The organism is Methanolobus sp. WCC5 (assembly GCF_045690325.1).
In the GTDB taxonomy this organism is placed as follows: domain Archaea; phylum Halobacteriota; class Methanosarcinia; order Methanosarcinales; family Methanosarcinaceae; genus Methanolobus.
In genome coordinates, this window is record NZ_CP146981.1 from 1703808 (window position 1) to 1715891 (window position 12084).

The following is a 12084-nucleotide window of genomic DNA, read 5'->3' on the forward strand; positions in this document are numbered from 1 at the left end:
TGGTAATTACCATTCCCTCTGAAGATTTAGTCGGTCTTCTCTCCAAAAGCGAATTTGCGCAGTACTCTTGTGATCTTGATGTTTACAGTATCGCCTACCTGGGTCTGCGGTACAAAGATCACAAATCCTTCTACCCTTGCAATTCCATCGCCTTCTCTTGCGATATCTTCAATCGTTACTTCATAGGTTTCTCCAACATCTACAGGAGCTGTTGATTCTCTGTCATTGTTGTTAAACAAAATAATGCACGTCCTTTAATTCAAAAATAAGACCGAAGACCATACTGAAAAACACCATAGATAGAAAATCCAATTAAACTGAATCCCAGAATAGTACAAGATCTTACAGCGCTAAGTACACATAACAGGTATTTAAATGTTCTTAACATGAAAGCATATGGATATCATCTGAGATAATATCGGAAACCATATCTTATTTATCCTTTAGAATAAAATAGGTAGATATAAATCACAAGCATACAATAGATTCAAAATAATTTTGGGATGAAATAATGGATGAAGTACAGATCAAAGTAGAAAAAGCGCACCCTAATGACTTTGGAAGAGGTATTATCCGCCTGGACCCTACTACACTCTTAAGCCTGCAACTCTCACCCGGAGACATTGTTGAGATAGAGGGGAAAAGAAAGACTGCAGCCAAGGTATGGAGAGCTGAGAGACAGGACTGGGGACAGGGACTTGTCAGGATAGACGGTTTCATCAGGCAGAATGCAGGCGTAGGGATAGGTGAAAGAGTAACTATCAGAAAAGCCGATGTTGTGACTGCGACCAAAGTGGTACTGGCACCCCCTGAGGGCGTCACAATGGAATATGGAGACCATATCAGTGAGATAATCAAACGTAACATCATGAAACGTCCCCTTGTGGAAGGAGACATCATCCCTATAATCAGCTCCATGACACAACCCATGACAAGCCAGATGGGAGGAGGGCAGGCAATACCCCTGATAGCCGTTGAGACCGAACCGGAGGAAGAGATCCTAATCATAGGAGAATTCACAGAGATAGAACTTCGCCAGAAACCTGTCCGGGGCTATGACGGAGCAACAAGAGGAATAACATACGAGGATATCGGTGGTCTTGGTTCAGAAATACAGCGCGTCAGAGAGATGATCGAGCTTCCGCTGAAACATCCCGAACTCTTCCAGAGGCTGAATATCGAACCTCCCAAGGGAATCATACTCTATGGTCCCCCAGGCACAGGGAAAACATTGATAGCCAAGGCTGTTGCAAATGAATCCAGGGCAAACTTCCTTTACATCGCAGGGCCTGAGATCATGGGCAAGTATTACGGAGAAAGTGAAGAGCGTATCCGTAAGATATTCGAAGAGGCAGAAGATGATGCCCCTTCTATTGTATTCATAGACGAGATAGACTCTATCGCACCGAAAAGGCAGAACGTTACCGGAGAAGTGGAGCGCAGGGTTGTTGCCCAGCTGCTTACCATGATGGACGGCCTTGAAGAAAGAGGACAGGTAGTTGTGATCGGTGCCACCAACAGGCTGGATGCAATTGATCCCGCACTTAGGAGGCCCGGAAGGTTTGACAGGGAAATAGAGATAGGAGTCCCGGACACCGAAGACAGACTGGAGATAATGCAGATCCACACAAGAGGTGTGCCCCTTGCCGAAGATGTTGACGAGGAGTTTCTGGACTACATTGCAAAACATACACAGGCATTCGTGGGTGCTGACCTGCTTGCGCTTGTACAGGAAGCTGCAATGCGATCCTTAAGACGTGCACTGCCTGATATAAATCTTGAAGATGAGGATATTCCACAGGAAATACTCGATACCATTATGGTATGCAAGGATGATTTTGAGAATGCACTGAGGGAGATCGAACCTTCCGCAATGAGAGAGGTACTTGTTGAGATCCCGCCTGTGAAATGGGAGGACGTTGGCGGGCTTGACAAGGCAAAACAGGAAATAATAGAAGCTGTGGAATGGCCGCTCACAAGGCCGGACAGGTTTGTCAGCATGGGCATCAAACCACCGAAGGGAGTCTTGCTATTCGGACCACCCGGAACCGGGAAGACACTTATAGCCCAGGCTGTGGCAAATGAATCTAATGCGAATTTCATCAGCGTCAAAGGGCCCCAGATGCTTTCAAAATGGGTAGGTGAATCCGAGAAGGCCATCAGGGAGACTTTCAAGAAAGCAAGGCAGGTAGCACCATGTATAGTGTTCTTTGATGAGATAGACTCCATTGCACCCATGAGAAGTGCAGCTTCTGAGGATTCAAAGGTTTCTGAAAGAATAGTCAATCAGTTGCTCACCGAGCTTGATGGCCTTGAACCATTAAAGGAAATTGTAGTGGTTGCTGCAACCAACCGCCCCGACATCATCGATCCTGCACTACTCAGATCCGGCAGGTTTGACAGGATGGTGCTCGTAGGACAGTCCACCTACACCGGCCGCAAGGATATCTTCAGGATACATACAAAGAACATCCCTTTGGATGACGATGTGACAATCGATGACCTTGCAACCATTACTGAGGGTTTTGTCGGAGCAGACATAGAAGCAGTCTGCAGGGAAGCTGTGATGCTTGCACTGAGGGAGAACTTCAATGCGGAAAAAGTTGGGATGAAATATTTCAGGGAAGCTCTGAACAAGGTCAGACCGACACTGTCCGAGAACCTGATGGAATATTATAGGAAAATACAGGAACAGTTCAAGGGCGGCATCAAGAAAGATGAAGCAAGTTCTTATATAGGCTTCCTTTGAGCAACAATGATGAAGAAGCTTTCAAGTGGCATCATGAAAGAAGAGGCAAGTTCTTATATAGGATACAGATAAATAATGAAAAATTTAGATTTGATTTTTATATCAAGGGGCGAATGAAAATGGCAAATGTCTTTGCAAAGAACCTTTCGAGCAAACAGGTAATGGCAACAGATGGAACCGAGATAGGTATTCTGTTCAATATCGTAATGGACGTCAGGACAGGTGATCTCATTGACCTGATAGTCAAACCTGATATGAGTCTGGACACATCCAAGTACAAGACCGATGAACAGTATATACTGCTGCCTTTTGAATCTGTCAGGGCGATCAAGGACTACATAGTCGTTGACAAGAACATAGCACGCGGATTGGTTACAGAACACAGCAACATATGAATAAGCAGACTGCAAAGCATGCAATCATCTTTGCAGTACTGCAACAAATGCTCTTTTTTCAGATCATGCCTTTGGAAAGGAGATGATCTATGGCTTCCACTGTACCATCGCCGTATGTTGCAGTGCTGACATAATCTGCGACATCCTTCAGGAAATCATCCGCATTGCCAACAGCTATTGCAAAACCCGCTTCCTGAAGCATTTCCAGGTCATTCACAGAATCACCGATGGCAACAAAATCAGTGGTCTTAAGTCCCATAAGTTCTGCCATTTTGATCAAACCTGTGCCCTTGTTTATTTTCCTGCTCTTAATGTGGATAGCAAAGTGGGTATCAATTATCTCAACCCCGGGGAAATGTGAGCTCAGCAATCCTCTGGCCTTTTCAATATCAAAATCACTTCTCAGGACAATTTCTGTTTTCCTGTGTACAGAATCGAGTTTCTCCATATGGAAATGCTCTGCAAGGAATTCGTATGCTTCTTCACATTCATGAATTACATCTGAGATTATCGGCTCATTGTCAAAACCATCTACGATAACGCCACCGTTCTCAGCAATGATATTACAGCACACACCTACAAGTTTTGCTACTGCCTTTGCGTAACAGAGAACATTTCCGGTTGCTATCACAACAGGAATATCAAGAGATCTGAGTTTTGCAGCAGCTTTAAGACTAAGCTTGCGATCCATATGAGTGATAGTGCCATCAACATCTATGACAAGAGCCTTGTACTTCATAAGCAATAGATGATAAGCGAGAGATAAAAGCGTTTTCAATGCAACGGGTGTTCAAATTCTTAAAAATACTTCAGCAGCACCAAATACCCATGCATCAGCTAAAAAGAAAGTTATTCCTCCTTAAGGAGGTGGAATATAAGTGCCTGTCTCATGGGTCACGCAGGCCAGGTGTTGTTACGGAGATTATTGCTTCTCCATCCGGCAGGTTCGGAGAGTCCACGAGTTTTATGATCCTCTTATCACCCTTGGATTTGCGCAGATAGAGCCTGAAAGTCGCTGTGTGTCCCACAATATGTCCACCGATGGGTTTTGTGGGGTCGCCAAAGAACGCATCCGGTTTGGACATGACCTGGTTTGTGACAACCACACATGAATTATAGAGATCACCACATTTTTGCAGTCCATGCAGGTGCTTGTTTAATTTTTGCTGCCTGTCAGCCAGCGTGCCCCTGCCTATGTACTCTGCCCTGAAATGAGCAGTGAGTGAGTCTACAATGAAAAGCCTCACAGGCATGTCAGTGTCCTTGAGCTCGTTCGCAAGCTCCATTGCTGAATCAACAAGAAGGATCTGGTGATTGGAATTATAGGCTCGTGCCACATGTATGTGTTTTAGGAATTCTTCAGGGTCATATTCCTGACCGTATCTTTCAGACAGGCCATCAACCATCTGTTTTATCCTTTCCGGCCTGAAGGTGTTCTCCGTATCAATTATGATCACAGAACCACCAAGTCCGCCCATTTCCTTTGGCAATTGCACATTTACAGCAAGCTGGTGTGCAACCTGTGTTTTACCGGAACCAAATTCACCATATAGTTCAGTAATTGCCTGAGTGTCTATGCCGCCACCCATCATCTCGTCAAACTCGGTACAACCAGTGGACAGCTTACCTACCAGTTTCCTGCGTTCAAGCACGACATCACCCGTTTCAAAACCCCCTATATCAGCGGATTGCCGGGCCGCAAGGATGATCTTTGCAGCAGTTGACTCGCCTATTTCCGCGGCGGTTGCAAGCTCTGCCGGAGAGGATACGGCAATTGCCTCGACGGTCGTAAATCCTGCATCTTTCAATTTCTGAGCGGTTGCCGGACCAACATGATCCAGTTCTTCCAATAGCACTTCTGACATTTATCTTAACTCCTTGGTGCACATGTTTTCTTCCGGTGCACAATTCGATTAGCTAATTGGTCTTTGAGTATATATACCTGAAGAGAGCAGGGTGAAAGTATTTATTGCAATGACCCTAACACAAGACTTATCAGCAAAAGCAGTAATTAAGGAACAATGGCCAGAGTAGTAGTCGGTGGAACTTTTGAGTGTCTCCATGACGGGCACCGGGAACTTCTAAGAAAAGCATTCGAGCTGGCTGATGGTGGAGAAGTGGACATTGGCCTTACATCCAATGAAATGGCTAAAAAACGTCCACGCCCTGTACCTGAATACAGTGTCCGCAAAGAAAGACTTCTTAATTACATAAACAGCATCGTTACCAACAGGAATTATACTGTCATTGAACTGAAAGACCCTTACGGTAATACGCTTACTGAGGATTATGATTACATTGTAGTTTCCCCGGAAACACACCCTGTTGCACTTAAGATCAACAATCTCAGAAGAGAGCGTAACATAGAAGAGATAGAGATAGTAAGGATAGAATACGTCCTTGCCGATGATGAAGAGCCCATTTCCTCTACAAGGATAGTCCGGGGAGAGATAGACATTCACGGCCATTTAAGGCATACACAGGGACATGATTTATAAACTATCTTTTACAAGTAAGGTCCATGGGTAGAATATTCACTGAAATGGACAATAGGATCTTTGACAAACTCGCACCGGAACTTAGCGGGAACACCATGTCTTCGGCAGGTCATAAATATCCTTTCATACTCCGGCCTCTGTCACATAAAATTGCACAGGATGCAGCTGATTTCCGTAATCGCATGGAAAGACTTGACCCGGAGGAAATGGACTACCTCTTCCAGCTTGCCATGGAAGGCAAAGAAGATATCAGGTCACTTGAGGAAGAGGACATAGACACTTTCATGGAACTGGTTGAGGAGAAGCTCTCGGCTGCAAAGATGAAAGAGCTCAAGGCAAAGCTTGGCATGGCATGATGAAACCTTCAAAGCTTCTATTTGGAACAGCCGGTACACCAAAAAGCTCCGAAAAAAGAAACAGCATTTCAGGCATTCAAAGAGTCCGGGAACTGGGCCTTGGATGTATGGAACTTGAATTTGTCCGTGGGGTAAGGATGGGTGAATCCACTGCATCAGAAGTCAGGGAGAAATCACTAAAAGAAGAGATCTCACTGAGCGTACACGGACCATACTACATCAATCTGAACTCACAGGAACCTGAAAAGATAGATGCAAGCATTGAAAGGATATACAGCTCTGCAAGGATAGGCAATCTTTGCGGTGCAAGGAACATCGTGTTCCACCCGGCATATTATCACAAGGACAGACCGGAGATGGTATATGAGAAGGTCTTTACACTGCTGGAAAAACTGGGTTCAAGGCTTGACGAGGAAAGCATAAACGTAACACTCCGGCCAGAAACTACCGGAAAGGGGACACAGTTTGGTAGCCTTGAGGAAAATGTAAGGCTTGGAGCAGAACTGGAAAACGTGCTCCCATGTATTGATTTTGCACACCTTCATGCAAGAAGTAACGGTGCTGAGAATAGCTATGGGGAATTCTCTGCCACACTGGAATTTATAGAGAATGAACTTGGCAGGGAAGGACTTGATGATATGCATATGCATGTATCAGGTATCGAATATGGGCAAAAGGGAGAGAGGAATCACCTTAACCTTGATGAATCGGACCTGCGATATGCAGAACTCATGCGTGCATTGAAGGATTTTAAGGTAAAGGGTCTGCTTATATGTGAAAGCCCTGATAACGAAGGAGATGCCTTACTACTTAAAAGGACCTATGACAATCTATAAAAAGAGAACAGCAAGAATGCATGATCCGGAACTTCAAAATGGTCCGGCAGCTTCGTCCTTTCTGGCATCACCTGTGACAACACCCACATGAAGGTTTATTCCACTCTTTTCAATATATCCGTTTATCCTTTCAAGGGCATGCTCCACCATTCCCCCATGGGTCAGTATAAGGCAGCGCTGACCTGAAAGGGCATTCAGGATAGACCTGTCGATAACACCTGCAGTAACGTCAAGGTATATCTCATCCCTTTCTGCAATTATCTTACTTTTCTTACCCATTGCACCCACACATTCTATACCATCCCTCTTGATAATCTTCAGGAGTTCCTCATTGTCATATACTGAAGTATCATATATGCCTATAGAACCTGCCCTCAGGGCCTTCCTGTCCATCTCTACAATAGCAAGGCCATCTTCATGGATATGAAGGACCTTACAGTTTGCGGCTTCATACATAGATTCCTGGGCGAATTCACCGTAAAGTATACCCAGGTTTATGGTTTCGCCTTCCTTGACCTCCGGAGGCACGTCAACCCACATGAGGTGTTGCGGCCTCAGGGTATGGACCAGATCAGGAATATCCCTGGGAGGTTTTGATGCACGGGCTATACCCCTTTTTCGTATCTCATCGTAGATCTCAAGGGTAATTGGCCTTTTAAGATAAGCTTCCTTGAGCTTTTCAGTCTGCCTGAAGATCTCTTCCGGAGTACCTTCACTGATGACCCTGCGATCGTTCATAAGAAAAACATAATCTGCCCAGCCGTACGCCAGGTCCACATCGTGGGTTGAGATGATAATCGTTTTACCAAAATAATTCAGTTCATTCAAAAGATCCATTACCTCATCCGCCCCCACCGGATCGAGATTTGAAAGGGGCTCATCAAGGACAATTACCTCCGGATCCATGGCAACCACACCTGCTATGGCAACCCTCTTTTTCTGCCCCCCGCTTAAGTGATGAGGTGGCTTATCCTTCAGATGGGTAAGCCCCACATATTCAAGCGTATCGTGGACTATCTTTTCCACCTTGTCTTTTGGATAATCCAGGTTAGTGGGACCAAATGCCACATCCTGGTAGATGGTAGGAGCGAATATCTGGTCATCCGAGTTCTGGAACACGATCCCTACACTTTTTCGTACTTCCCGAAGGGACCTGGAATCATATTTCAGGGGTTTGCCATGGAAAAGCACCGTACCTTTGCGAGGGCGGTGAGTGCCGTTAAGTGTCATGAAAAGAGTGGATTTACCCGAGCCATTGCGACCGACGAAGGCTATCTTCTTGCCCTTCCTTATCTTAATATTGATATCCTCAAGTGCCAGAGTACCGTCGGGATAAGAGTAACTGAGATCCTTTGTTTCTAAAATAACCACATTTTCACCTCAAATAAGCGATACTCCTCTTGTAAACCAGAATACTGCAAGCACTACCGTAAAATATGCCCCGGTCAGCAGGAGTTCCGGCATTTTCACAGGCCTTTTTTCATCATACATTATCAGCTTTCCATCGTAACATCTTGAATTCATGGCCAGGTATAGTTTCTCACCTTGCTCCCACGATCTTATGAAAAGATTTGTACCAAGCATCACCATGGACCTGAAAGAGGTCCTGAAATCCCTGTATCCGAGGCGCACCGTCTGGGCGTATTTCACTCCCATGGCAACATCAAGGAAAACAAAGATGTAACGATACATCATCATTGCTATCTCTACAAAAGAGTCCGGTAACTTTGCCTTCTTCAAGACTGCAAATAGTTCGATCACCGGTGTCGTCAGTGACAGGAAGAACAGGCATGACATGCCACCAAGGGTCCTTGCAAGGATAAGAAGGGCCATGTTCAGTCCTTCGGGGTTTACTCCGAGTGTATATCCGAAAAAGTCAAAACTAAAAAAATTGACCCCTTCTCCGAAAAAGAATGCTATCACTATGATGCTCACAAGCACAAAACCTGCAGGTACTGAGAGTATTTGAAAATAGAACTTCACAGGGATCTTCCCGAAATAAATGGTTGCAAAACTCATACACAATGCTATGGTAAAGGGTACCAGAGGGGATGAAGATGAAACACCGACAAGAATCCCGAAAGCTACGATAGCTAATTTGAGCCAGTTGTTCCTGGACCTTAGCGGACTTAATATTGCATAATCATCCAGAATGTATGTCATTTTTCAACCACGTTATTGAAGCAATATAAAATAAATAAAACTTTATTTAAGTTCACTTAAGATTGTCAGGAAATAAGAGACGATGCTTTATACATAAACATATCGTTGGAGAATAAAACTATGTATAATATTTAAGTACACATAGTGGAACAGAAAAAATATAGAATGCCGGGGCTACAAAGAAGTTTGTGTGCTCCATAAGGAACACACGTTTTGGATTACTTGCTCTTATCTCCTTTGCCTTTGTAGTAACCGATAGTATAGCCAATCACTACTGCCCCAAAAGCAGCCTGAAGTGCAAAGAGAAGACTTTCAGTTTCGCCACCGGGGGGTTCAAAGCCAATCCCGCCAAACCATGGTTCATAATCAGGGTTTATCTCCGCAATCACATCTTCTGCTGCACCGTCGGCACCACCAAATTCCGAATCGGGGTTTGCAGCCACGCCGTAGAAGAACTGTGCTGCAAAGAGTATCACCACAATAGCCACAATATATTCCAGCTTCACTGCATTGCCTCCCTGAGTTTTGTAGCTGTGCTGCTGGTAAGCACTTTAAGATCGACCAGTACATCACTTTTGATCTGGACAACATATTTCATTATAAGTGCGGTCAGAGCACCTTCCATTATAGCAAGTGGCACCTGCGTTGTTGCAAAAACGGTACCAAAGGCCAGCAATGATGTCAATATACCACCTTGCGGCGCCGGGAAGGCTAACGCAAGTTGCAGCGAAGTCACCACATAGGTCACCCAATTCGCAATTGCAGTTGCCAGGAAAACATTGAGATAGAAGTTCATTCCTGACCTTGATGCAGCCCTGTAGAATAAATAAGCAACCAACGGACCTATTATACCCATGGATGCAACATTTGCACCAAGTGTCGTTATACCTCCGTGGGCCAGGAAAAGCGCCTGATATAAGAGAACGATCAAACCAAGGACGGCTGTGATGGCCGGTCCGAAGAGAATCGCTGCCATGCCGGTACCGGTGGGGTGGGAGGAACTTCCGGTAACAGACGGAAGCTTAAGTGATGAAAGAACGAATATGAATGCCCCGGCAACAGCTAAAAGAGGTACAACCTCACGCCTTTCATTTACGAGTTTGTTCAACCTGTACATACCATATAATATCACCGGGATGGAAAAGACAAACCATGCCTGCCACCACGGGGATGGTAAAAAGCCCTCGAAAATATGCATTAATTATCACCTGCCATTTTAATCACCGCGTATAATCAACTAAATTTGATTTCGACATGGGATGTAATATGTAATTATAGATAAACATAACGATTCACCTCTCAGGTTACTAACCTTATCCATAACAATAACACACATATAACTTTATGAGAAAAGTAATACACCTGTAAAGTAAGTTCCATCAGCCAATACACAAGTAATGAGAGCATATATGAATGGAATACACGAGAACAGAATTAATTGAGCTGGCGCAAAATAAGAAATAGCCCTGAGCATTACAGAACCACTAAAATGCAGTACATATCCGAATGGTTTTCCGGAGGTTCAGCTACAGTACCACATACTGCACGCTCATCAGGATAACCTATATCCTCATAGATACATATCCTGGCATTGACACCGATTTCCTTCAGGACCAAAGCAACTTCCCCCGGACCAAATGTATCTGCAGGCAGCAGGAATATATTCTTTCCCAGGCCAATCTCCCTTACAAGTGCCTCCTTTGCCGGTGCAGGATCCCTGCCATGTGCCGTGATCATTGCCAGGTTTGACATCTCAACATGAAAGCGTGCACATGCAGCCTGTATGGATGATATCCCCGTTACCACCCTGTCCTTTTCAGTGGCAAATTTCCCAAGTCCTGAGAACATAGGGTCACCTGTAGACAATACCACAGCATCCCCAGGCAAAAGATGAAGGTTCTTGTAATCCTTTATAAGAAGAGCTTCGCATTTGATGAACGCTTGTGCAAGCTCGATGGAACGCCTGGAACCGTAGACAACCGAAGCATTACTTATCACATCTATAGCTTCCTGAGTCAGAAGCCCTGGCCCAACACCAACGCCCACGATTATCATATGCCCTCACCGCTATCCATTAGCACGGTCCCGTCCCTGTCAACAACAACTATCCGGGCACCCTTCGCTTTTTCCACCGCCATTTCAAATGCCTGCTTAAGACGCTGATTCTGCGGGTCAAGCTCAAGCATTTCGACCACTGTGGCAAAACCACTGTCCTTCAGCATGTCAGGATTACCCCATTTAAGCACAAGACCCGGAAGTCCGCAGATAACAACATCACCATGGGCCGCGCCAAGAGCTTCCGATATGCGGCTTCCGGCAAGAACAACTGTGTGATCAGGGAAGAGCATTGTGGAATATCTGATACCGATCCTCCCGGTAGTCAGTACGACCTTATCAGAATCCCTGATCAGATCACCTTTCATCTCACCGAGATGGTCGTTCCATGGCTCGACAAAACCGGTTGTCCCGAGAATGGAAATACCATCCATGACACCGATACGGCTGTTAAGGGTCTCTTTTGCTATTTCCTTGCCCTTTGGAAGATAGATGGTCACTTCAGCACCCTTCAGGCCAAGTTCCTTAACAGCCTCGGCAATGGATGCCTTTATCTGCTCCATGGGACGTGGATTGATAGCAGGATGTCCTTTTTTGGATTCAAGGCCGCTGCGTGTGACTATACCTATACCCTCACCTGCGTAGACCGTAATTCCTTCCGCCTCCCGGGCATCTGCAACGAACTCAAGTCCCCTTGTAATGTCAGATTCATGATCATTATTGATTTTAACAGCAACAGCATGCCCCTTGCTTCCTGTGACATCCAGCTCAGCACGAAGTCCAACAGGCGTAGGTACCGAAACATGGGTAACATCACCTGCAAGTGCAACAACCGCAGCCTTTGCAGCAAGTGCCGCAGTGGTTCCGGTAGTATACCCCCTCTTCAGTACGGATCCGTCGCTCAGTACCACAAGCATTCCGCTCTTAATACCTGCTTCCAGCTCATCACGTGGCATTTTTGAACGATCCAGCCACTCATCAGGGATCCTGGATTTATTTACCGGGTCTATCATCTCTGGTCAATTGTAAGTA

General features: G+C 45.3%; 14 protein-coding genes. 5 read left to right on the forward strand and 9 right to left on the reverse strand.

What is annotated here, in order from left to right:
• Positions 1-26: 26 nt before the first annotated feature.
• Complete coding sequence (locus V7O64_RS08270; protein WP_407354956.1) at positions 27-239, reverse strand: TRAM domain-containing protein; 213 nt, start codon at positions 237-239, stop codon at positions 27-29.
• Positions 240-511: 272 nt separating this feature from the next.
• On the opposite strand from V7O64_RS08270, the gene V7O64_RS08275 reads away from it, so the two are divergent.
• Together V7O64_RS08275 and V7O64_RS08280 are read left to right on the forward strand one after the other, a co-directional pair.
• Positions 512-2749 (forward strand): CDC48 family AAA ATPase, encoded by a 2238-nt coding sequence (locus V7O64_RS08275; protein ID WP_407354957.1) that lies wholly within the window; start codon positions 512-514, stop codon positions 2747-2749.
• Positions 2750-2868: 119 nt separating this feature from the next.
• Entirely contained in the window at positions 2869-3144 is a 276-nt protein-coding gene (locus V7O64_RS08280) for a PRC-barrel domain-containing protein (protein WP_407357296.1), read from the forward strand.
• A 58-nt stretch (positions 3145-3202) separates the two neighbouring features.
• On the opposite strand, the gene V7O64_RS08285 is transcribed toward V7O64_RS08280, so the two are convergent.
• Positions 3203-3883, reverse strand: a complete 681-nt coding sequence (locus V7O64_RS08285) for a phosphoglycolate phosphatase (RefSeq protein WP_407354958.1) — start codon at positions 3881-3883, stop codon at positions 3203-3205.
• Between the two features lie 148 nt (positions 3884-4031).
• Positions 4032-5009, reverse strand: coding sequence for a DNA repair and recombination protein RadA (gene radA / locus V7O64_RS08290; RefSeq protein ID WP_407354959.1), 978 nt, complete (start codon positions 5007-5009; stop codon positions 4032-4034).
• A 156-nt stretch (positions 5010-5165) separates the two neighbouring features.
• Here radA and V7O64_RS08295 point away from each other — a divergent pair, with 156 nt between their 5' ends.
• The 3 genes from V7O64_RS08295 to V7O64_RS08305 are packed head-to-tail and all read left to right on the forward strand — an operon-like array spanning position 5166 to position 6834.
• Positions 5166-5642: a phosphopantetheine adenylyltransferase gene (locus V7O64_RS08295; RefSeq protein ID WP_407354960.1), complete on the forward strand. Its 477-nt coding sequence runs from the start codon at positions 5166-5168 to the stop codon at positions 5640-5642.
• 23 nt (positions 5643-5665) lie between these two features.
• Positions 5666-5998, forward strand: a complete 333-nt coding sequence (locus V7O64_RS08300) for a hypothetical protein (protein WP_407354961.1) — start codon at positions 5666-5668, stop codon at positions 5996-5998.
• The gene (locus V7O64_RS08305) at positions 5998-6834 is read left to right on the forward strand and encodes a TIM barrel protein (protein WP_407357297.1); all 837 of its coding nucleotides are present in this window, start codon (positions 5998-6000) and stop codon (positions 6832-6834) included. The genes V7O64_RS08300 and V7O64_RS08305 overlap by 1 nt, the downstream gene beginning before the upstream one ends.
• Before the next feature lie 33 nt (positions 6835-6867).
• On the opposite strand, the gene V7O64_RS08310 is transcribed toward V7O64_RS08305, so the two are convergent.
• The 6 genes from V7O64_RS08310 to V7O64_RS08335 all read right to left on the reverse strand — a co-directional run bounded on the left by V7O64_RS08310 (position 6868) and on the right by V7O64_RS08335 (position 12065).
• Positions 6868-8205: an energy-coupling factor ABC transporter ATP-binding protein gene (locus V7O64_RS08310; RefSeq protein WP_407354962.1), complete on the reverse strand. Its 1338-nt coding sequence runs from the start codon at positions 8203-8205 to the stop codon at positions 6868-6870.
• 9 nt (positions 8206-8214) lie between these two features.
• Entirely contained in the window at positions 8215-8997 is a 783-nt protein-coding gene (cbiQ, locus tag V7O64_RS08315) for a cobalt ECF transporter T component CbiQ (RefSeq protein ID WP_407354963.1), read from the reverse strand.
• A 218-nt stretch (positions 8998-9215) separates the two neighbouring features.
• Positions 9216-9503 (reverse strand): energy-coupling factor ABC transporter substrate-binding protein, encoded by a 288-nt coding sequence (locus V7O64_RS08320; RefSeq protein WP_407354964.1) that lies wholly within the window; start codon positions 9501-9503, stop codon positions 9216-9218.
• Positions 9500-10195 carry an energy-coupling factor ABC transporter permease gene (locus V7O64_RS08325; protein ID WP_407354965.1) on the reverse strand — a complete coding sequence of 232 codons (696 nt, stop codon included), beginning with the start codon at positions 10193-10195 and terminating at the stop codon, positions 9500-9502. The genes V7O64_RS08320 and V7O64_RS08325 overlap by 4 nt, the downstream gene beginning before the upstream one ends.
• A gap of 275 nt (positions 10196-10470) precedes the next feature.
• The gene (locus tag V7O64_RS08330; protein ID WP_407354966.1) at positions 10471-11052 is read right to left on the reverse strand and encodes a cobalt-precorrin-7 (C(5))-methyltransferase; all 582 of its coding nucleotides are present in this window, start codon (positions 11050-11052) and stop codon (positions 10471-10473) included.
• Positions 11049-12065 carry a cobalt-precorrin-5B (C(1))-methyltransferase gene (locus tag V7O64_RS08335; protein WP_407354967.1) on the reverse strand — a complete coding sequence of 339 codons (1017 nt, stop codon included), beginning with the start codon at positions 12063-12065 and terminating at the stop codon, positions 11049-11051. Before V7O64_RS08335 ends, V7O64_RS08330 begins: the two co-directional genes overlap by 4 nt.
• Between the last annotated feature and the right edge of the window lie 19 nt (positions 12066-12084).

Bases quoted from the DNA above. Each gene is read 5' to 3' on its own strand.
- V7O64_RS08300 (WP_407354961.1), top strand. From the start codon at position 5,666: ATGGGTAGAATATTCACTGAAATGGACAATAGGATCTTTGACAAACTC.
- V7O64_RS08305 (WP_407357297.1), top strand. From the start codon at position 5,998: ATGAAACCTTCAAAGCTTCTATTTGGAACAGCCGGTACACCAAAAAGC.
- V7O64_RS08295 (WP_407354960.1), top strand. From the start codon at position 5,166: ATGGCCAGAGTAGTAGTCGGTGGAACTTTTGAGTGTCTCCATGACGGG.
- V7O64_RS08325 (WP_407354965.1), bottom strand. From the start codon at position 10,195: ATGCATATTTTCGAGGGCTTTTTACCATCCCCGTGGTGGCAGGCATGG.
- V7O64_RS08275 (WP_407354957.1), top strand. From the start codon at position 512: ATGGATGAAGTACAGATCAAAGTAGAAAAAGCGCACCCTAATGACTTT.
- cbiQ (WP_407354963.1), bottom strand. From the start codon at position 8,997: ATGACATACATTCTGGATGATTATGCAATATTAAGTCCGCTAAGGTCC.
- V7O64_RS08285 (WP_407354958.1), bottom strand. From the start codon at position 3,883: ATGAAGTACAAGGCTCTTGTCATAGATGTTGATGGCACTATCACTCAT.
- V7O64_RS08335 (WP_407354967.1), bottom strand. From the start codon at position 12,065: ATGATAGACCCGGTAAATAAATCCAGGATCCCTGATGAGTGGCTGGAT.
- V7O64_RS08280 (WP_407357296.1), top strand. From the start codon at position 2,869: ATGGCAAATGTCTTTGCAAAGAACCTTTCGAGCAAACAGGTAATGGCA.
- V7O64_RS08330 (WP_407354966.1), bottom strand. From the start codon at position 11,052: ATGATAATCGTGGGCGTTGGTGTTGGGCCAGGGCTTCTGACTCAGGAA.
- radA (WP_407354959.1), bottom strand. From the start codon at position 5,009: ATGTCAGAAGTGCTATTGGAAGAACTGGATCATGTTGGTCCGGCAACC.